General features: G+C 35.6%; 17 protein-coding genes. 7 read left to right on the forward strand and 10 right to left on the reverse strand.

From position 1 onward, the window contains the following. Nucleotides 1-3: 3 nt before the first annotated feature. The 6 genes from NLM59_RS04885 to NLM59_RS04910 form a co-directional block, all read right to left on the reverse strand. Nucleotides 4-2,106 (reverse strand): peptide MFS transporter, encoded by a 2,103-nt coding sequence (locus NLM59_RS04885; RefSeq protein ID WP_304416629.1) that lies wholly within the window; start codon nucleotides 2,104-2,106, stop codon nucleotides 4-6. A 178-nt stretch (nucleotides 2,107-2,284) separates the two neighbouring features. Continuing rightward, nucleotides 2,285-3,928, reverse strand: coding sequence for an MFS transporter (locus tag NLM59_RS04890; RefSeq protein ID WP_304416630.1), 1,644 nt, complete (start codon nucleotides 3,926-3,928; stop codon nucleotides 2,285-2,287). A 138-nt stretch (nucleotides 3,929-4,066) separates the two neighbouring features. After that, on the reverse strand, nucleotides 4,067-5,650 hold the full coding sequence (locus NLM59_RS04895; protein WP_304416631.1) for a peptide MFS transporter: 1,584 nt from the start codon (nucleotides 5,648-5,650) through the stop codon (nucleotides 4,067-4,069). A 12-nt stretch (nucleotides 5,651-5,662) separates the two neighbouring features. Beyond that, nucleotides 5,663-7,798 (reverse strand): S9 family peptidase, encoded by a 2,136-nt coding sequence (locus tag NLM59_RS04900; RefSeq protein WP_304416632.1) that lies wholly within the window; start codon nucleotides 7,796-7,798, stop codon nucleotides 5,663-5,665. A gap of 215 nt (nucleotides 7,799-8,013) precedes the next feature. Next, a complete protein-coding gene (locus NLM59_RS04905; RefSeq protein WP_304416633.1) occupies nucleotides 8,014-9,204 on the reverse strand; it encodes a pyridoxal phosphate-dependent aminotransferase in 1,191 nt (396 codons plus the stop codon). A 116-nt stretch (nucleotides 9,205-9,320) separates the two neighbouring features. Continuing rightward, on the reverse strand, nucleotides 9,321-11,699 hold the full coding sequence (locus NLM59_RS04910; protein WP_304416634.1) for a heavy metal translocating P-type ATPase: 2,379 nt from the start codon (nucleotides 11,697-11,699) through the stop codon (nucleotides 9,321-9,323). A gap of 50 nt (nucleotides 11,700-11,749) precedes the next feature. Between NLM59_RS04910 and NLM59_RS04915 the strand changes: the two genes are divergently transcribed. From NLM59_RS04915 to NLM59_RS04925, 3 genes are all read left to right on the forward strand, one after another. Beyond that, a complete protein-coding gene (locus NLM59_RS04915) occupies nucleotides 11,750-12,457 on the forward strand; it encodes a Crp/Fnr family transcriptional regulator (RefSeq protein ID WP_304416635.1) in 708 nt (235 codons plus the stop codon). Then, the gene (locus NLM59_RS04920) at nucleotides 12,450-12,845 is read left to right on the forward strand and encodes a hypothetical protein (RefSeq protein WP_304416636.1); all 396 of its coding nucleotides are present in this window, start codon (nucleotides 12,450-12,452) and stop codon (nucleotides 12,843-12,845) included. Before NLM59_RS04915 ends, NLM59_RS04920 begins: the two co-directional genes overlap by 8 nt. 67 nt (nucleotides 12,846-12,912) lie before the next feature. After that, nucleotides 12,913-14,943, forward strand: coding sequence for a M3 family metallopeptidase (locus tag NLM59_RS04925; RefSeq protein WP_304416637.1), 2,031 nt, complete (start codon nucleotides 12,913-12,915; stop codon nucleotides 14,941-14,943). A 1-nt stretch (nucleotide 14,944) separates the two neighbouring features. Here NLM59_RS04925 and NLM59_RS04930 read toward each other — a convergent pair whose 3' ends face one another. Beyond that, complete coding sequence (locus tag NLM59_RS04930; RefSeq protein WP_304416638.1) at nucleotides 14,945-15,259, reverse strand: DUF4298 domain-containing protein; 315 nt, start codon at nucleotides 15,257-15,259, stop codon at nucleotides 14,945-14,947. A gap of 78 nt (nucleotides 15,260-15,337) precedes the next feature. Next, nucleotides 15,338-16,600 carry an exo-beta-N-acetylmuramidase NamZ family protein gene (locus NLM59_RS04935; protein WP_304416639.1) on the reverse strand — a complete coding sequence of 421 codons (1,263 nt, stop codon included), beginning with the start codon at nucleotides 16,598-16,600 and terminating at the stop codon, nucleotides 15,338-15,340. Between the two features lie 54 nt (nucleotides 16,601-16,654). Between NLM59_RS04935 and NLM59_RS04940 the strand changes: the two genes are divergently transcribed. Both NLM59_RS04940 and NLM59_RS04945 read left to right on the forward strand, forming a co-directional pair. Then, nucleotides 16,655-17,893, forward strand: coding sequence for an ABC transporter permease (locus NLM59_RS04940; protein ID WP_304416640.1), 1,239 nt, complete (start codon nucleotides 16,655-16,657; stop codon nucleotides 17,891-17,893). Nucleotides 17,894-17,916: 23 nt separating this feature from the next. Next, nucleotides 17,917-18,687, forward strand: coding sequence for a TIGR02757 family protein (locus NLM59_RS04945; RefSeq protein ID WP_304416641.1), 771 nt, complete (start codon nucleotides 17,917-17,919; stop codon nucleotides 18,685-18,687). Nucleotides 18,688-18,703: 16 nt separating this feature from the next. On the opposite strand, the gene NLM59_RS04950 is transcribed toward NLM59_RS04945, so the two are convergent. Next, nucleotides 18,704-19,495, reverse strand: coding sequence for a DUF2797 domain-containing protein (locus tag NLM59_RS04950; RefSeq protein ID WP_304416642.1), 792 nt, complete (start codon nucleotides 19,493-19,495; stop codon nucleotides 18,704-18,706). Between the two features lie 86 nt (nucleotides 19,496-19,581). Between NLM59_RS04950 and NLM59_RS04955 the strand changes: the two genes are divergently transcribed. Continuing rightward, nucleotides 19,582-21,090, forward strand: coding sequence for a GH3 auxin-responsive promoter family protein (locus NLM59_RS04955; protein WP_407986222.1), 1,509 nt, complete (start codon nucleotides 19,582-19,584; stop codon nucleotides 21,088-21,090). Then, nucleotides 21,087-21,269, forward strand: coding sequence for a CPXCG motif-containing cysteine-rich protein (locus NLM59_RS04960; protein ID WP_304416643.1), 183 nt, complete (start codon nucleotides 21,087-21,089; stop codon nucleotides 21,267-21,269). Before NLM59_RS04955 ends, NLM59_RS04960 begins: the two co-directional genes overlap by 4 nt. Here the strand turns inward: NLM59_RS04960 and NLM59_RS04965 are convergent, their stop codons facing one another. Further along, nucleotides 21,270-21,692 carry a hypothetical protein gene (locus NLM59_RS04965; RefSeq protein ID WP_304416644.1) on the reverse strand — a complete coding sequence of 141 codons (423 nt, stop codon included), beginning with the start codon at nucleotides 21,690-21,692 and terminating at the stop codon, nucleotides 21,270-21,272. Nucleotides 21,693-21,783: the final 91 nt, after the last annotated feature.

The following is a 21,783-nucleotide window of genomic DNA, read 5'->3' on the forward strand; positions in this document are numbered from 1 at the left end:
CTCTTATTTAACGCCGTGCATCAAACGTTTAAGTACAGGGTGTAACAACATAATTACAACACCTGCAGCCGCTGGTACAATCGTGAAAATTAAGAAGAATGTAGAAAGTGAATATTGAGATGTAATATTCTCAATTTGCCCACCTAACACAGCCGCTAATTTATTACCAATAGCAATCGCTAGATACCACATACCAAACATAAAGGCAATCATTCGTGCTGGCACCAATTTACTCACATAAGATAGACCAACTGGTGACAGACATAGTTCACCCAAGGTATGGAAGAGATAAGCTAAAATTAGCCATATCATACTTACTTTTACGCCTTCTGCCACGCCATAAGATCCAAAGGCTAACAAACCGAATCCCATCGCCATAATGATTAATCCTAAACCATACTTAACGGCAGCGGATGGATTGTATTTACTATCCCAAAGTTTAGAGAATAAACTTGCAAAGGCAATAATAAAGAAGGAGTTCAGAATACTAAACCAGGAAGTTGTAACCTCAACTTGGTTGGATTGAATTTCCGAAATCTGTGCTGGTATCACACCACTTTCTCTTCCTATTTTTTCACCTCTAAGGCGGGCTTCTGCTAATCTCTCTTCACTTAAAAATCCAAATGTAGTATTGGTATTATCTTTGGTAATAATGTTGATTTGATCACCAACAGCGAATTTTTCTTGCTCGCTGATTCTTACCTTCTGTGTTACAACCTTATCTGCGCCAGACAATTTAGTCTCGTCAGAAATAGGCGTATATAAATAAACAGGATTATTAGATTCATCAACTTTTTGTTTACCATCTTCTATAACAGGCGTTTCAATTGCTTGGTAAGAAACTTCGTAAGCTGTTGCGTTCCAATCACGGTTCAACATCCATAGAACCACACCCCATACACCTATGAAACAGATGGCTAAAACAAGATTAGAACCTGGAATTCTTTTAAAGGTTGCCTTGAATAGTCTTATTAAAACATAAGTAATAATGGCTAAAGGAACCACCGTTAATAGCGTGTTTACAATATTATAAGCAATCGCTGAATCCCCACTCAAAGTTCTATTAACACCATCTCGCGCGAATAAGATTAATGAAGTTGCACCCTGCTCAAAGCTCATCCAAAAGAATACTGTGAAAAAGGCGAAAATGATAAATGCAATCATTCTATCTCGAACGATAGGAGCATATCTCGCAATCCTAGTAATCACCAAGTACAAGAACAAGATAAGTCCAATTATAATCGCAACATACTGACCATCGAAGTCACCCACAGCCGCGAAGCTAAACATATCGATTCCGGCAATCTTAGAAAGCGGGTCGTTGATAGCATAACCCAATCCAATAATTGCTGTGATAGCAATTAAAATCTTATCTAATAAAGTGAATGGATTATGTTTAATGATTTCTTTTTCTTCTTCGGTAATAACACCGTCAGCTTCGATTTCTTCTAACTCTTCTACAGCACCTGGTTTATCACCAATTCCACCAAATAGAGGCTTAGCTAACCAAAACTGTAACGTACCTAAAAGCATGAAGATTCCGGCCAAACCGAATCCCCAAGACCAACCTACACGTTCTGCTAAATATCCACAAAGCATCATTCCGAAGAAAGCCCCTGCGTTTACACCCATGTAGAAAATAGTATATGCACCATCCTTTTTCTCTGGCACATCCTTGTACATTTCTGAAATAATGGAAGTAATATTAGGTTTAAAGAAACCTGTACCCAAGACTAGTAAAGCCAAACCAAGATATAAGGAAAGTTCGGTTTCGAAAGCCATGGCCGCGTGTCCTGCTGTCATGATCACCGAACCAATTACCACCGCCCAACGATAACCTGTGAATTTATCGGCGATAATTCCACCAATAATTGGCGTGATATAGAGCAACATGGCATAAGTACCAAACAGCGCTCCCGCGTTCTCTGCAGACCATTCCCATCCTGGGTTGTAGCCAATGGCTGCCATGGTTAAGAAGTTAATTAATAGTACGCGCATTCCATAGAATGAAAAACGCTCCCACATCTCTGTGAAAAACAGCACAAACAGACCCGCTGGATGCCCTAGTACCTGAGAATCTCTGTTAAAGAAATCTTGTTTACTCATATGTTATTATTTTATTGGAGGAAATTTAGAAAAACTTAAAAATGAGTCGTTCTAAAATTTTCGAATGGTAAATATAAAAAAGTTTGATTGGAATTGGATATTTTTCGTTTTTGAGTTTATAATTATAAAAAAAGCCTACTTTTTAGAAGTAGGCTTTCAATCTTATTAGAAATATAGCTTATTCAGCTATTTTTTTCTCTCGCGGACGAATAATCAGATAGTCATACAAGGTTAAAGTAATGACAGAGAAAACACCTATTCCAAATACGACATACCAAATTTTGTTTGGATTGTAGTTTTCCCAAAGCATATTCACCATTTCCCAATGATCTAAGTTTAACTTCTGCTCAGCTAAAGCAAAATAATCATTCTTAGAGAAAGGAGTTTTAACCATAGAAATATCTGCGCCTTTATTTGCCGCAAATTCATTGAAAGAACTAATTGCTACATCCCAATCAACCTTTTCTGCCTTTAGGTCAAACTGATTCTCGAAATCTGTAATACTCATACCCAATGCTTTGGATCCAGATTCAATAAATTCTGTGTTAGACACCACCTCTGGCATATCAATTTTTCGCTGAGTCATTTCTTTTTGAAGCAAGCTCAACTTATCTGACCACGCTTGATATAAATCTCCTGCAATTAAACCAGAAAAATAGTTACCTAAAGCAACTGGCAAAAAGTAAGTTCCTTGGTATAAACCTTCTTTACCTTTAGGTGTAATCAACGCAATAAAAGATGAAACTGTTGGGCTCGACATCATTTCCCCAATAGCGAAGATCATGGTTCCTAAAATGGTATAGAATGGATTATTGGTATAAAAAGTTAATCCAACCCCAATAGAAGCGATAATAGCACCTCTAATAACAGCATTAATGTGACGCATTTTGGTTACAAAGAAAGATACCGTCATTTGGAAAATAATGATCATAAATGAATCAATTTGGGTAAACCATTCCGCTTTTACCAAACCACCTTGTGTCATATGTTTTCCTAAGAGTGGAGCATTCGTATTTAACCAATCACTGATTTGTCTAGAGTCTACCCAATCATCGATAAAGTTAGGTAGCGTATAAAACAATTGATTAAACATAGTCCAGAAACAAACCATTAACAATAGTAAAATTCCTAAACGAATATCTTTAAGCGCAGTAAAAATATTTAAAACTGAATCTTTTAATGCTTTACCTAATGATTCTTTAGGCGCTGTATTCTCTTCTTTTTTCTCTTTATAAAAGAAAAGTAAAATCAAAAGATTAATCGTAATCACACAAGCCGCCTGAATAAAAATAATTCTCCAACCGTATTGGGTTCTTAAAGAAGATGACATTACCGGACCTAAGAATCCACCGATATTCACCATCATATAGAAAATACCAAATCCTAAGGTTCCTGTTGTGTCGTCTGTGTTTCTAGCCACAATAGCTGAAGCAACTGGCTTAAAGAAAGCTGCACCAATTGCTACGAATAAGAACGCCATGTACATCATCCAGAAAGTGTTGACTTCCCCCATTAAATAATAGCCGACAATCATAATAACGTAAGCTATTCCCAAAGAAAGTTTGTATCCAATTCTATCGGCGATTACACCAAAAAATACGGGTAAAAGGTAAAGAATTGCGGTAATATCACCCATGATTTTACCTTTCTCTATATGGTTCAACCCAAGAGCGCCTTCATCGGTAGAACCTACTAAATAAAGCCCAAATAAGGTAAAAATACCATACCAAGCCCAACGCTCCATCAACTCCATGATGCTGGCTAACCAGAATGTTTTGTTGAGCGATTTGACTGTATCTATAAAAGATCTTTTTTCTTCCATGTCAATTTATATTTAACGACTTTAATTATTTGTCAATATGTTATTTAAAACAGAAAAGATTCCAAATTAGCTTTGGAATCTTCCCTTAAAGTTTTCCAATTTTATATAAATCAGATTATTGTTTTTAGTGGTTTCAAATTAATGAATACCGTGCATCATTTTCTTTAATTTCGGTGATAGTAGAATCAACACAAGACCTGCCGATGCTGGTAATACTGCGAAAATACCAAAGAAATAAGTCATTGAATGCTCTGCTACAATCTGATCAATATAACCTCCTAAGAATTGTGCTAAACCGTTAGCAATCGCCGAAGCTGTAAACCACAATCCGAAGATTAAACCTAATAATTTTTTAGGTGATAATTTAGATACGTAAGACAATCCTACTGGCGATAGACATAATTCTCCTGTTGTGTGGAAGAAGTAAGCTAAAATCAACCAAATCATGCTCACAGATGCTGTTGCTGCTCCTTGAGGAATATCTTTTGCTCCGAAAGCTAATACAGCGAATCCAACACCTACTAAAATTAATCCTAAAGCGAACTTAATCGGTCCAACTGGATTCCATACTTTCTCCCACATTTTACTAAAGGCAGATGCCAATGTAATAATGAAGAAAGAGTTCAAGATTTGGAACCAAGAAACCGTAACTTCTGTTTCCTCTACACTAAATTCTCTACCAATCTTCCAAACACCTAATCCCCATACAATCGCAAATGAAATTGCTGTAAATAAAATCGTCGTTGGATATTTAGCATAAATCTGTTTCCCTAAAGACCATAAAACATAAGTCACAATCACCAATGGGAATAAAGTAAGCAATGCATCTACCCATTTAAATGTAATTCCTGTATTACCTTCTAAAACTCTCTGAGTATAATCCTGTGCAAAAATCGTCATTGACCCTCCTGCTTGCTCAAATGATAAGAAGAAGAAAATACTAAAGAACATTAAAACACCTACTACGATCAAACGATCTCTTCTTACGTTTGCTGGAGTTGTGTCCTCCTCTTCTGCTTCCTTACCTGCTGCTAAACCTTGCTTAGTTTCTTCTGGAGACTCTCCAATAACTCCGAATAATTTTGTTGCGAAATAGAACTGCAACATACCGAAGAACATAAATACACCTGCTAAACCAAATCCATAGTGCCATCCGATTTTCTCTCCGATATATCCACATAACAACATCCCTAAGAATGCACCTGCATTAATACCCATGTAGAAAATAGTATATCCCGCATCTTTCTTGGTACTATTGTCAGGGTATAGTTGCCCCACCATGGAAGAGATATTAGGTTTAAACATACCATTACCTAAAATCATCAAGATAAGACCTAGATAGAAGAAATATTGATGAATGCCCTCGAGCGCCATAGAGCCATGTCCTAGCGTCATTAATAAAGCACCAATAATAATAGCTTTCTTGAAACCAGTTAATTTATCGGCAATAATTCCCCCTAGCAAAGGTGTAAAGTAAACAAACATGGTATAAAGCCCGAACAAGTTCATTGCATCTTGACGAGACCATTCCCAACCACCTGTAGTCAATTCTCCTACCAGGAAAATCACCAAAAGCGCACGCATACCATAGTAGCTGAAGCGTTCCCACATCTCTGTAAAGAACAATACGAATAAACCAGCTGGGTGGCCCATTACCATTTTATCATCTACGCCCCTTTTAGCGAGATGCGCTATTAATTGCGGATCTTTTTCTTCGCTCATAATCTATCTTTTTTATAAATTCTCTTTAATAAATTTCGTCATTTTATTGTACAAATGACGTCTTGTGTTGCCACCGAATATCCCGTGATTCTTGTCAGGATAAACCATGTATTCAAATTCTTTGTTGGCCTGAATTAAAGCCTCTGCAAACTGCATTGCATTTTGTACATGTACATTATCATCTGCAGTTCCGTGAATCATTAAGAAATTTCCTTTCATTAAATCCACATAATTAATCGGTGAGTTATCATTATAACCACTTTCATTTTCCTGTGGCGTCTGTAGGAATCTCTCGGTGTAAACCGTATCATAATATTTCCAGTTGGTAACAGGTGCTACAGCAATTCCCATTTTGAAAATATCCGCACCTTTTGTCATGGCTAATGATGTCATATAACCTCCGAAGCTCCAACCAAACATTCCAATTCTATCTTTATCTATAAATGGCAATGATCCATAGTATTTAGCAGCCGCCATTTGGTCTTCGATCTCGTAGTGACCTAAGTTTTTATAAGTAACTTTTTTAAACTCAGCTCCTTTTCCACCTGTTCCTCTATTGTCTACACAAACCACTACATAACCTGCGTCTGCTAAGACTTGGAACCACCAATAATTAAATGTATCGGCACGATTGGTTGCTTGTTGAGAACCAGGTCCACCGTATAAATACATGAACAATGGATACTCTTTGTTAGGATCAAAGTCTTTTGGTTTGATCATATAAGAGTTCAACTTCACACCATTGATGTCGATTTCACTAAATACTTTTGGTGCAGGATTTTTCTGTTCCCAATAAGCTTTTGCACGTGCATTATCTTCTAAAACCGTCAAGATATTTCCATTTTTACCATTCGCTAAACTATAAGTAGGAACAGTGTTGGCTTGGTCGTGCGTTAAAATAAAGTAGGCAAAACTGTGGCTAAAGTTAGCACTGTTCATTCCTGGTTTATCAGCTAAAGTTTGTTTTCTCTTTCCGTTGATTCCAATTGAATAAACACCACGGTTCATGCTTCCAGGCTCAGTAGATTGAAAATAAATTCTTTTATTCTCAGGACTATATCCATAGAATTCAGTAACCTCCCATTTCCCTTTAGTAACCTGATTGATTAATTTTCCTTTATCTGAATAATGATAAATATGTCGATATCCATCACGCTCAGAATTCCATAAGAATGAATTATCATCCAAGAAATCTAAAGTTAAATTATCTGTGTCAATCCAAGCTTTATCCGTTTCTGTAAACAGTTTCTTTTTCTCTAAACTTGTCGTATTCACCAAGTAAACATCTAATTTATTCTGATGACGATTAGAAACCACTAAGGCTAATTCATCAGCTTTTTTACTAAACTGAATTCTTGGAATATAGAAATCTGAATACTCAGATAAGTCTAATGTTTTGGTCTTATTAGATTTTAAATCATATAACTTAACCTCAACCAGTGAATTTTTCTCACCCGCTTTTGGATATTTAAATTTTAATTGAGAAGGATAAAGTGCCTGATCGTTTCCATAAATATCAATTCCAATTTCTGGCACATGAGATTCATCAAATCTAATAAAGGCAATTGTGTTACTATCTGCACTCCAATCAAAGGCTCTTACAAAGGAAAACTCTTCTTCGTACACCCAATCTGTAACCCCATTAATGATTTCACCTGCCGAACCATCGCTTGTAATTTGACTTACTTTTTGAGTTGCGATATCTTGAAAATATAAGTTATTCTCAAAAACGAATGCCACTTTCTTACCATCCGGCGAAAGTGTTGGCTCTTGAATCATTTTTCCGTCAAACAACTTTGTTTCCTCTTTGGTTTTAAGGTTGTATAAAGTATAAACAGATCTTTTTGACCTACGGAAAATAGGTTCTGACTTGGTTTCTAAAAACAAATAAGATTCATCGGCATTAAAAAAATAATCGGTGAATCTTCCATTTTTTATCTGATCGACTTTCTGGAAAGTCTTATAACTGTATTTTTCTATTCCTGTATCTGAAAGCAAGGTAAAATGTTCGCCATCTAGCATAGAGGCTCCACCTTGAACGGCATTTGGATAATACTCAAACCTGAATAAATCATCTAAAGTAAATTCCTGTCCAAAACCTGTTTGTAATGTAAAAAAACAGAAAAAATATAAGAAAGTTTGTTTCATAGTCTTATTCACAACTTTCAAATATAGCAAAATATTAAAATCATAAGCTTTTCTTTACAATCTATTTCAAGATTAATTTTAGAATATATATAATTCTCATGCTTTTTCTATATAAAATCATAGATATTCCATGAGTTTAACAGAAATCCACAAGAAATACTATAGAAGCTTGACAAAACCTCTATATCACTAAATCTCAAATGTTTAAATTAAATTTAGCAGTAATTATTGATTGCTTCCTTAATTCTTCTAAATGCTTCTCTCAATTCTTTATCTGAAGCTGCATAGGAAAGTCGGATACAATTTTTTGAACCAAATGACTCACCAGAAACTGTTGCAACATTGGCATATTCTAATAAATACATCGCCAAGTCATTAGCAGTATTGATTTCGACACCTTGCAATGTTTTTCCGAAAAGTTTAGAAACATCTGGGAAAATGTAAAATGCTCCTTGAGGAACTGAAACATCAAATCCTTCAATTTCTCTTGCCAATTCTATAACGATATCCCTTCTTTTGTGGAATGCCTCTGTCATGTATTTAATTTCGCTAGGATCAGCTTCCATAGCAGTAATAGCTGCTCTTTGTGCAATCGAATTGGTTCCCGATGTAACTTGCCCTTGGAATACTTCACAAGCTTTTGCTAACCATTCTGGAGCGCCCATATAACCAATTCTCCATCCAGTCATGGCAAATCCTTTAGCTAAACCATTTACGGTTGCTACTTGATCATAAATCTCTGGGAAAGAAGCAATACTTACTGGTTCCTGGTCAAAAGTAATGTGCTCATAAATCTCATCAGAAATAACCAATAGATTTGGATGCTTTGCCACAACTTTAGCTATTTCGGCTAATTCTTCTCTTGAGTAAACACTTCCACTTGGATTACAAGGTGAACTATACAAAAGGATTTTCGATTTAGGCGTAATCGCTTCCTCTAATTGTTGAGGTGTCATTTTAAAATCCTGCTCATATCCAGTTCTAAACTCCTTAACCGTTGCCCCAGCTAAAGTCACCATATCAGCATAACTTACCCAATAAGGAGAAGGCAAAATAACCTCATCACCTTCACTCACCATACATTGGATAATATTGAAAATCGACTGCTTAGCACCCGTTGAAACCACAATTTGAGATGGTTTATAATCAAGATTGTTATCTCTTTTAAACTTTTTAGAAATCGCTTCCTTCAATTCAAGATAACCTCCCACTGGGGTGTATTGGTTATAGTTTTCTTTAATAGCTTGAATCGCCGCCTCCTTAATAAAATCAGGCGTTTCGAAATCTGGCTCTCCTAAACTTAAACTAATGATGTCTCTTCCTTCAGCCTTCAATTCTCTGGCTTTAACAGACATTGCTATAGTAGCAGATGGTTTTAAGTTTTGCAGTCGTGGAGATAATTGCATAGTTGTGGATTTTAAAGCAAAGCTATAAAAAGGAAAAGTTTGAAGCAACAAACCTCCTTAAATAAAATTAATAATTGACTAAACTACAGATAAATTAGTTTCAAACTAAATTAGCATCATACTTTTTCTTTGAAAATAAAGTAGGAACTTATCCAAGTACTCAAGGTAGCAAATGATACAATTGAAATGGAACTAATCGGCATTAAAATAGCTGCTACAACGGGTTCTAGATTACCTGTTACGGCAAATGAAAGACCAATTACGTTGTACATAAAACTAATAACAAAGGCAGTTTTAACCAACTTGGTTCCTCTCTTACTCATTTTTATAAACTTAGGTAACAAAGAGAAAGAATCACTTCCTAAAATAGCATCACAAGACGGCGAGAAACTATTCATATCCTCTGCCACTGCCACTCCAACATTACTTTGCTTTAAGGCTCCTGCATCATTTAATCCATCACCAATCATCATCACTTTTTTGTCTTCTTTCACTTGAAGCGATTGAATATATTCCAGCTTTGCTTGTGGCGATTGATTAAAGTTTAAAGCCGTTTTCTCTGGGAAAATCTCTTGTAAATTTGCTTTTTCTGAAGCATTATCACCTGATAAAACACTTAGATCAAATTCATTTAATTCTTCTATCGTATTGTTCAAGCCTCGTCTATACTTATTATTAAATACAAATCTACCTTTAACTTCACCCTCTATTTGAATCCAAACTTCGGTTTGATTAATCTGAGCATCGCTTTCAACACCTAACCAGTTTCGACTTCCTACTTGAACCAATTTGCCTGCTACATAAGCTTGTTGACCTTTACCTTTTAATTGCTGATAATCTTTGATTTCAACGGCTTTTTGGTCGCTTAATTCCATTTGAAGCACTCGGCTCAATGGGTGGTTAGATTGATGAACAACAGAATAGACTGCCGCTTTTTCTTCTTCCGTCAATTCTTTCCCGATATAGTCTACCGAAGTATTTTGGGACTCGGTGATAGTTCCGGTTTTATCAAAAACTATGGTATCAATTTTAGCTAAATTCTCAATTGTATGCGCATCTTTCACATAGAATTTCTTTCTACCCAAAATTCGCATCACATTTCCTAATGTAAAAGGCGCCGAAATAGCTAATGCACAAGGACAAGCAATAATTAAAATCGCTGTTACAACTTGAAACATTTTAGTAACATCCTCAAAATACCAATAAACTCCCGATACAATTGCAATTCCAAGAATTACCCAAACAAAATATCTACTCACTTGATTTACAAGCGTATCAAAATGCGTTTCTTCTTTAGAGAAAGCTTCTGAATTCCAAAGACTTGTCAGATAACTTTGGTTTAATTCTTCTATTACTTCTAATTCAACAGCAGCACCACTTTGTTTACCACCTGCATAGATTTTATCTCCAATATTTTTGGATATTAATTTAGATTCTCCCGTCACAAAACTATTGTCGATTCTTGCCTCCCCTTTCATTAAGATGGCATCCGCAGGAAGAATTTCTTCATCTCTTAATAAGATTCTATCTCCTTTCTTAAGATCAGATAGCAAAATATTTTCATAGCTATCTCCATTGATTTTAGTTACAGCAATAGGGTAAAATGATTTATAATCTCTATCAAAAGCTAAACTCTGATAAGTTCTGCGCTGAAACCATTTACCAATCAACATAAAGAACACCAATCCAGCTAAACTGTCGAAATATCCTGGTCCAAATTCTGTAGCAATATCCCATGTACTTCTGAAGAATAAAACTAAAATACCAATGGCAATCGGAATATCAATATTAATTCGTTTGTTCTTAATCGCATTATAGGCCGAAAGCATATAACTCTGGGCAGAATAGAAAACCACTGGCACAGACAAGCCAAACATAAACCAACGCGTGAATCCTTGGTTAAATTCAAACCAAGCATCTTCGTCAATATATTCTGGGAAAGAGAAAAGCATAATATTACCAAAGGCGAAACCAGCAATAACTAATTGCAACAATAGTTCACGATCGTGCTTTTTCTCAACTTTTTCGGTAGAACTCAGATTTATGACTGGTTTATAACCTAAATCAGCTAAGAATTGAGCCACCTCGCTCAACTTCATTTCATCTGAATTATAGGTAATCTGTACTTTTCGTTGAACAAAGTCCACCACCGAATAGCTGATATATGGATTAATCTCATCTAAACTCTCCAACACCCAAACACAAGAACTACAATGTATTACGGGAACATTGAAAGTAACTTTAGCGATTCCTCCATCATTAAAATCAATTACTTTTTCAAAGATTTCTGGTGTGTCCAAAAATTGAAATTGAATATCTGATTTCTTATCAGGTTGAATCCCAGGACTTTTATTTAGTTCATAAAAATCTGTAAGCTGATTCTGATTTAGTATTTCATAAACCGTCTTACATCCATGACAACAGAAGGCTTTCTCGTCGAATTTAATTAATTCCGAATCGCATTCCTGACCACAATGGTAGCAACTTTGGTTCATAATGCAAAATTACGCAGATATTTGTACATTTGTGTGATAAATATCATTTTATGCCAGAGTTATTAAACGACTTTTCAATACTATATAATTATTTCAACGATGCAGAAAGTTTAAGCATCTTTACACCCGCTGAAATTCAAGCACTTCAATCAGAAAAGAAAACCTTATCTCCTAAAAAAGGTGAACTGATTATAGAAGAAGGGCATTCGGCTAATGGTGTATTTTTGGTTAAATCAGGAACCGCCAAATTATTCAAAGTTGGATTCACCGGAAAAGAACAAATTATTCGATTTTGTAAGAAAGGTGACTTATTAGGTTATCGTTCAATTTTGTCGGGTGAGGCGATTGGAGCATCGGCCATGGCGATTGAGGATATGGAATTAGAATATATTCCAGAGAAATATTTCCTTAGAATGCTAGCAGAAAACTCTAAAATGGGTTTCGAAATGTTGAAATTAATTTCGAGACAATTAGGAGATGCAGCAGACACCATTACTATTTTAGCGCAAAAAACAGTTCGCGAGAGATTGGCAGAGGTACTTATCACCCTTGAAAACACATTGGGTGTAGATGACGACGATTTCATTAGAATCGCACTTACTAGAGAAGAAATGGCCAATCTGATTGGTACCGCAACAGAGTCAGCTATTCGCTTGATCAGTGAGTTCAAAAACGATGAACTTATTGAAGTAGATGGAAGAAGAATTAAAATTCTTGACCATGCAAAAATTAAAAAATTAGGACATATCGATGCTTAAATCAAAAAACATTTCGTTTTCGCTGGTTTGGATTGTAGCCACAGTGATTTTATTTTTCATTGGTTTGGTATTAGCAGTAACTTCAACTTGGACTGGAACGAAAAATTTAGGAACCATTATTTGGGTGAGTTCGTCGGTGTCTATGTTAGCATATTTGTTCTACTCTGCTTTTCTTTGGTTTAAGTTCAAAAAAGGCAATGCTTGGAACAATTTTGTTACAGCCTATATCATTTTAGCCTTTTTGATTACGCTCGGAGGATTAGTCGGAGCTTTCTTAACATTCCCACAAGGAATGCAAACCTTTTTGATTGGATTAGGTATGTTCGGTGGCTACTGGCTATTTAAGCTTATCGGCTTTATTTTTAGCAAGGAAAGCGACTTCGAATAAATCAAACCATTCTTATTAATTTAATCTTATTGGATATCATCCAATTCATTTTCTATTCTAAAAAATTATGAATCCACTATTAGATCAACCATTTTCAACACCATTTCAAACTCCACCTTTTTCAAAATTTTCTACGGCTGACTTTAAACCAGCGATAGAAAAAGCCATTGAAGAAGCTAAAGAAGAAATTAAGGCTATTGTTGACAACACAGCATCGCCAAGTTTTGAAAATACCATTGAAGCCTTAACATTAAGTGGTGAAAAATTAGATAGAATTACCTCTATATTCTTTAATTTAAATTCTGCCGAAACCAACAAAGAGATTCAAAAAACGGCTCAAGAGGTTTCGCCATTGCTTTCAGAATTTTCGAATGATATTGTTTTAAACGAAAACTTATTCAGTAGAATTAAGTCCGTTTATGACCATAAAGAGAGCTTTAATTTAAATGAAGAACAGCAAGAATTATTAAGAAAAACATTTAGAAGATTTACGAGAAACGGCGCTAATCTTTCTGAAGAAGATAAAACGACCTTAAGAGAAATCGATAAAAAGCTTTCTAAATTAAGTCTTCAATTCGGAGAAAACGTTTTAGCTGAAACCAATGATTACCAACTGCATATCACCAATCAAGCAGATTTAGCTGGTTTACCTGATTATGCAATGGATATGGCGCAACAAGAAGCCGAAAAAAGAGGTTTAGAAGGTTGGGTTTTTACGCTTCACATGCCGAGCTATTTAGCATTCCAAAAATTTGCAGACCAAAGAGAATTACGAGAGAAGTTATACAAAGCAAGCGGAGCAAAGGCTTTTCAAGATAACGAACGTAACAATGAAAACATCATAAAAGAAATTGTGAGTTTGAGATACCAAAGAGCTCAATTGCTAGGCTATAAAACTCATGCTGATTTTGTATTAGAAGAGCGAATGGCTAAATCTCCACAGAAAGTTCTTGATTTCTTAAATGATTTATTGGAGCAATCGATTGAATTCGCGAAGAAAGACATTCAATCTTTGGCTGAATATGCAGAAAAAACCGATGGAATTAAAGAATTAATGCCGTGGGATCACGCCTACTATGCAGAAAAAGTTAAAAAAGAGCAATTTGATTTAAGCGATGAGGAATTAAAACCTTATTTCGAATTAAATGCTGTTTTGCAAGGCGCTTTTAGCATTGCTCAAAGGCTTTATGATATTTCATTTGTACCGAATCAACAAATTGAAACCTATCATCCAGATGTAAAGGTTTTTGAAGTTAAAGACAGTTCCAACGAAACTATTGGAATTTTCTATACAGATTTCTTTCCACGCGAAGGAAAACGTGCGGGCGCTTGGATGACCAACTACAGAAATGGATCAAAAATGAACGGCGTTCATAAGATTCCACAGATTTCTATTGTTTGTAATTTCACTCAGCCAACTAAAGATAAGCCATCTTTATTGACGTTTAATGAGCTTACAACGCTATTTCATGAGTTTGGGCATGCATTGCATGGTTTACTTGCCAACACGCAATATGAGGCACTTGCAGGGACTCAAGTTTCTTGGGATTTCGTAGAATTACCTTCTCAGTTCATGGAAAATTATTGCTACGAACCAGAGGCTTTGGCTTTATTCGCTAAACATTACGAAACTGGCGAAGTGATTCCTCAAGCCTTAATCGATAAAATTATAGCTGCAGCACAATTCTTAGAAGGCTATCAAATGTCTAGACAAATCAGTTTTGGTAAACTGGATATGGCTTGGCACGCCGTAGAAATTAGTGATATAGAAGATGTAGATGCTTATGAAGTAAAAGCATTTGAAGGCACTCAAGTTTATCCTAAAGTGGAAGGAACCAATATGAGTACCGCCTTTTCACATATTTTCCAAGGTGGTTATTCTTCTGGGTATTATTCTTATAAATGGGCAGAAGTTTTAGACGCTGATGCTTTTGATTACTTTAAACAAAATGGAATTTTTGATAAAGCCACAGCGGATAAGTTTAAAACTTTATTAAGCTCTGGAGGAACGGTTGACCCAATGGTTTTATATAAGAATTTTAGAGGAAGAGAACCTCAGCAAGATGCTTTATTGAAGCGAGTTGGGATTAAATCCTAATCTACTCGGTAATATATAAAGCACCTTCCTTGATCATTTGCTTTACGGCTTGATAAATGCCCACATGAACGTTGAAAACGCCGTCTTCGCTTAAGATTCCTAGTCTATAATCTGGATCTTCTTCGAGGATACGTTCGCGGTCTTGCATCCATTCTCTGGTATCGAAATAATACTTTTCGAGGGCTTTTATATTTTCTTTAATCTCAGGAAAACGCTCTAGAAATTCTTCCATATAAGCTAAATCTTTTTCAGCTTGTTCAAGTTTTAAGTTCATTTCTTTGGCGTTCGCGATGCTTTTATCTAATTCTTGTGACATAGGTTTGGTTTTAAAATTTGTATAAACTTATAAAACCCTGGATAATTCCAGGGTTTCGTTTTTAGATGCAATTTTTATTTATTTATAAATTAAATACTTAGCTCTAGTTTTCTTGAATTTCTCTAATCCATCTTGCCAAGTAGCTTTAATTTGCTCTTCGGTCCATCCTTTTTCAATTTGGTGTCTTAAATCAGCCGTACCAGCTAATTTATCAATCCAGAAAGCACCTGAGTTTTTAGTAAAGAAAGGTTGTTTCGTATTGTTTTTATAAGCTTTAATCAACCATTTTAAACTAACTTCTGATAAAGGTTCAACTTGACTTAAATCTTCACCATAACATACCTCCCCATTAAACTGTGGATTTTTAGCTCCTTCGTTTGGCTTAGGTGTAAATTTAAACGGCATATTTTTCAAATAAGGCGAACCATACACCTGGAATTGCTTTTCGGTTCCTCTACCCTCACTCACATTTGCTCCTTCAAAAAAGCAAATACTTGGATATAAATTTATCGACTGCGCATTCGGTAAATTAGGCGATGGTTTTACGGGTAAATCATAATGAGTTTCATGGGTATAATTCTGCAAAGGAATCACGCTTAAATCAGCTTGGACGCCTTTATCTAACCACTTTTCGCCATTGATCATTTGAGCGTATTCTCCTATCGTCATTCCATAAACAATCGGAACAGGATGCATACCCACAAATGTCTTTTGGCTTGGCTCTAGCATAGGTCCATCGATATAATGCGCATTAGGGTTTGGACGATCTAATACAATAACTTTTTTATTGTTTTCTGCGGCAGATTCCATAACATAATGTAAAGTCGAAATATAGGTGTAGAATCTAACACCAACATCTTGAATGTCAAACAAAATAACATCCAAATCCTTTACTTGTTCGTCTTTAGGTTTTTTGTTACTTCCATACAGTGAAACAATCGGCAAACCTGTTTTAATATCTTTTCCATCTTTCACGATTTCACCCGCATCAGCAGTTCCACGGAAACCATGTTCTGGAGAAAATATTTTTACGACTTCAATTCCTTGAGAAATCAAATGATCTACCAAATGAACATCCCCCTCTTCTGTAGGAATAATTCCGGTTTGATTAGTCACAACTCCCACTTTTTGCCCTTGCAATAAGGGAATGTATTTCTCAGTTTGCTCTGCAGCCAAAATCACTTGACAAAACTCGCTATCTCGACTGGCTAAGTTTTGTTTAGGATCCACTTCTACCTTTTGATCGTCGATAGAAATTCCTATGCTTGAATTTTCTTGTGCGTTACATGAAATCGCAAAAAGAAAAACTAATAATGTATATTTGACTGAATTTTGAAACATGTTTATTGTATTTGTGTTTCAAAGTTACAATAATGATGCAAATTACAGATCGTATTGAGTTTTAGTTGGTATTTTTCTAAGAAAATTGGATTGGGCAAAGCTTCCAAAAACCAATTGTCGCGCACAATTATCAGAATTGGGCAGGTGGCAGTTGCGATTGGAATTATCGTTGCCTTGGTTACGCTATCCACCGGAATTGGTGCAAGAAAGGAAATTAAACAAAAATTAGCCGACTTCAATGGGCATATCACCATTCGCCCTTATAGTTCTAATTTGTCCTATAATTCTGATAGTATCAACTTACCCAAAGAGTATTATCCTAATTTTCCATTAGAAGAAATTGAGCACATTCAAGCTATTGCCACCAAAAGTGGAATCATTAGAACCGAAGATGCTTTTGATGGGGTTTTATTCAAAGGGGTAGATTCCAATTACGACATCGAGCGTTTCGATAAATTCTTAAGCAAAGGTAAATTTCCTGATTTTAAATCAGATCAAACCAGCGACGAAGTAGTTGTTTCTCAAAAGATTGCTAACAATTTCTATTTAGATATTGACAGCACCTTTGTGATGGTTTTCGTAGACGAGCACCAATTTAATTCTAAACCTGTTTATCGTAAATTTAAAATTGCTGGTATTTACACCACCGATATTTCTCAGTTCGATGATTTATATATTTTAGGCGACATAAGACAAGTTCAAAAATTAAATCAATGGGGAGATCAACAAGTAGGTGGTTTTGAGCTTTTTGCTAAGGATATTGAAGCTGATTTTAATGTTTTAAAAGGTTCCGTAAATGACATCATAGGTTATGATTTAGTTGCAGAATCTGCCACGGATATTTTTGCTGATATAGAGGATTGGATTAACATTTTTGACATGAATATTTTTGTCATTTTGTTTTTAATGTTAATTGTGGTCATCATTAATATGGTGATGATTTTATTAATTCTTATCCTTGAAAGAACGCACGCCATTGGTATTCTAAAAACTTTAGGGGCTAACAACTGGCAAGTTCAGAAAATCTTTGTGAATTACGCGGTATTTATCATGTTACCAGGCATGTTAGCCGGAAACATCATTGCTATTGGTCTTTTATTAGCACAACAACATTGGGGTATCATTCAGTTGCCACCGGAGAATTATTACATCGACAAAGCGCCTGTATTCTTATCTTGGAGCATGGTGTTCTGGGTTAATGTTTGTAGCATTTTAATTAGTGCCGTTGTTCTTTTAATCCCTAGTTTATTAATTCAAAGGATTTCGCCAACCAGAGCTTTAAAAATTGGTTAATTGGCTTATTAAAAACACTTTCCATGAAAACATCTAAGATTGAAAACCTCAAGACATTTCTTGATGAAAAGGCTGTGCAGTACAATCAAGATTTTTTTATTGAGCACGATCCTATTCAAATTCCGCATAGATTTAGTAAAAAGCAAGACATAGAAATTGCTGCATTTCTATCCGCAACGATTGCTTGGGGAAACCGTAAATCCATTATTAAAAGCGCGCAAGATATGATGTCGAGAATGGATGATTCGCCACATGATTTTATCTTAAATGCACAGGAAAAAGACCTCGACAGGTTCGATGGTTTCGTGCACAGAACTTTTAACGCCTTTGATCTAGCTTATTTTATTCAGGCCTTACAAAGATTGTATAAAAAAGAGGAAAGCTTAGAGCAGTATTTCCTTATCTACGAAGATGAAATCAATCCCAAATTTGCTATCAATCGCTTTAGAGATGCCTTTTTTAATGCCGATGAAGTACGTACCACCAAGCATGTTTCTTCTCCATTAAAGAACTCCTCTGCCAAACGCATCAACATGTTTTTGCGTTGGATGGTAAGACAAGATCAGCAAGGTGTAGATTTCGGGATTTGGAAAAATATTCCCTCTTCTAAACTAAGTTTACCCCTTGATGTTCATACCGGAAATGTCGCAAGAAAACTAGAGATTCTAGAGCGCAAACAAAATGATTGGAAGGCCGTAGAAGAAATAGATTCTATGTTACGACAAATGGATGCCGAGGATCCAATTAAGTATGATTTTGCCTTATTCGGATTAGGTGCTTTTGAAGGCTTTTAAGCAGTTTTAAGTTTAATTAAACCGTAAACTCTACCACATGTCCTTCGTGGTTTCTCACGTTGAATACTTCGCCTGATTCAAAGTATAAATATTGTCCACGAATACCTGCCAACACACCTTCAATTTTAGGATGTTTTGCCAAGGTCAAGGATTTCACTTTTGAAGGATAATGCTCAATCGGATATTCAAACTCCCAAATTTTGTTGTCCTCTACATACATTTCTTGCTGCTCCTCCGATAATTTTTCTCTTACTTCCTCTTTGGTTTGCACCAAATCTACCTCAGGGTTTTGATTTTTGAGCATACGCTGCCAATTGGTTTTATCTGCTAAACTATCTTTTAACAAAACCTCTATCATACCCGCTTCGTAGCGATTGGGTGTTTCTGCTAAAATTATAGCATTCGAAGCTCCTTGGTCTATCCAACGCGTTGGAACTTGTACACCACGCGTAACGCCGACTTTTAATCCGCCCGAAAGAGCCAAATAAACAATATGTGGCTGTAATTCAAACTTTTTCTCCCATTCTAGGTCTCTTTGTTCTTTACCCAAATGAGCCATAGAAAGCTCTGGATTGATGATACTTGGGCTAGCTTCTGGAACGGTATAAAAACAAGATTGACAAAAACCCATTCTAAAAATAGGCTTATCTAAACCACAGGATTTACACTGATTCCCAACATGTTCTATAGAAATCTTACGAGAAATTAACTGATTTACATCGATGAAATCATCATTAAAATTTAGATAATATCTAATCGGAGATTGATATTCTGCGTACATTTTTCGTAAGACACTATTAAAAATCATAGATAAGAATTAATATATAAAACAAGGGAATCATATGAAATGACTATAATTGTTTTATTTTTGTTATTAAATACAAATTTAAGCCTTTGAGTTTAGTTAATAAAATTGCCTCGTTCGTAACAAATCCGTATGCGCAAAAACTGGAGCTTATCCGTAATAAGCCTCTAGAATTGCAGCAGAAGGTTTTATTTGATAATCTTAAGGCAGCGAGTCAAACTCAATACGGTATTAAATATGGCTTTGCTGACATTAAAACCTACGAAGAGTTTAGAGACAGAGTTCCTATTGTTTCCTATGAGGAGTATCAGCCAGAAATAGAACGCGCCAGAAAGGGGGAGGAAAACATTTTTTGGCCAGGTAAAATTTCTTGGTTTGCCAAGTCTTCGGGTACTACCAATGCTAAGAGTAAATTTATCCCTATCACCAAAGAATCTCTAGAAACCAACCATTTCGCAGGTGGTAAGATGATGTTTGCAAACTATTTAGAAAAACATCCTGATACTAAGATATTTAAACGTAAAAATTTAAGAATTGGTGGAAGTGCCGACATTTACCAAGAATACGAAACCAAATTTGGAGATTTATCAGCGATTATGATTGACAATCTTCCGTTTTGGACAGATTTCATGAATACGCCGAATCGAGAAATATCTTTGATGAGCGATTGGGAAGTTAAGTTAGATGCCATTGCTAGCTCAGTAGTTAAAGCTAATGTAGGCTGCTTAACTGGTGTTCCGTCGTGGATGTTGGTGTTATTAAATTATACTTTAGATAAAACAGGCAAGTCTAATTTACACGAGATTTGGCCAGATTTAGAAGTATTCTTTCATGGAGGTATCAGCTTTACTCCCTATAAAGAGAATTATGATGCCATTGCGGGCAAACCGATGCAGTATTATGAGATTTATAATGCGTCCGAAGGATTTTTTGCACTTCAAGATCAAAAAGAAAATAAGAATTTATTGCTCTTATTAAACGCTGGAATTTTCTTTGAATTCATCCCCATGGAAGGGAACGCGCTCGATCAACGCAAAGCTGTTCCGATAGAGGATGTAGAGTTAGGAAAGAATTACGCCGTTGTATTGACTACAAATGGTGGGCTATGGCGATATATGGTGGGCGACACAGTTAGATTTGTTTCGGTTGCGCCATATCGAGTGGTAGTTTCGGGTAGAACCAAACATTTTATCAATGCCTTTGGTGAGGAAATTATTATAGAAAATGCGGAAGTAGCATTAAAAGAAGCTTCTAATAAAACGGGAGCTACGATTAAAGACTTTACCGGTGGGCCTATTTTTATGCAAGGAACCGAAAAAGGAGCTCATGAATGGATTATTGAGTTTGAAAAGGCTCCTAATAATATGGATTTGTTTGTAGAGACTTTTGATAAAAAACTACAAGAGATAAATTCTGACTACGAAGCCAAAAGGTATAATAACATGACCTTGAACGCGCCTGTAATACACGCTGCACGTCCAGACTTGTTCTATGATTGGATGAAGGAACGTGGTAAGTTAGGTGGACAAAACAAGGTTCCGAGATTGTGTAATACCAGAGAATTTATCGATCCATTATTAAAACTAAATCAATCATGATAGAGCATTTCTTTGGTTGTCCGTATTGTTGGGAAGAAATATCTATGCTATTAGACCCATCGATTGCACAACAAAGTTATGTGGAGGATTGTGAAATCTGTTGTAATCCGATTGAAATTAGATTAAGATTTGAAGAACGAGAATTAATTGAATTTGATGCAACTGCATTAGAGCAATAATTATCTTTTACCGCTTGCTAAAACCACATTTTCATGTCCCCAAAAGAATTTTTTGTCGGTAAAGCGCATGAAATATCCATCTTCATTTTGGAAAGTAACTCCAGACTTTTTAGACTCTACTTTTTTAAGGTCAAAAACTCTTTGGGTAGTTTGATTTTTAACCACTATCTCGTTTACAGGATCTCCAATGGCCGTTAAAACTTGTAAATCGTACTTACCATCTACCGTTTTATAGTTTTTTAAATATTCCTTGTTGGGTCTTTCTTTAATGGTTTCTTTTACTACACAAACTCCATTTTCATCAATCATACCGCCTTGTTCCTCGCAATTAATTTGGGTTTGATATTGATGAAACTTCATACCGCCATAAACAGATATGACAACCAGTGCTAATATGGCGATAAGTCTTTGGAGTTGATTCATAGGAAATGCTTTTATCGAAGATACGAATTTTGGAGAAATGTAAAGTGAATCGTGGAAAATTAGGAATGAAAAGTGAAAAATGAAGGGTTTA

Source organism: Profundicola chukchiensis (assembly GCF_029664245.1).
Taxonomy (GTDB): Bacteria; Bacteroidota; Bacteroidia; order Flavobacteriales; family Weeksellaceae; genus Profundicola; species Profundicola chukchiensis.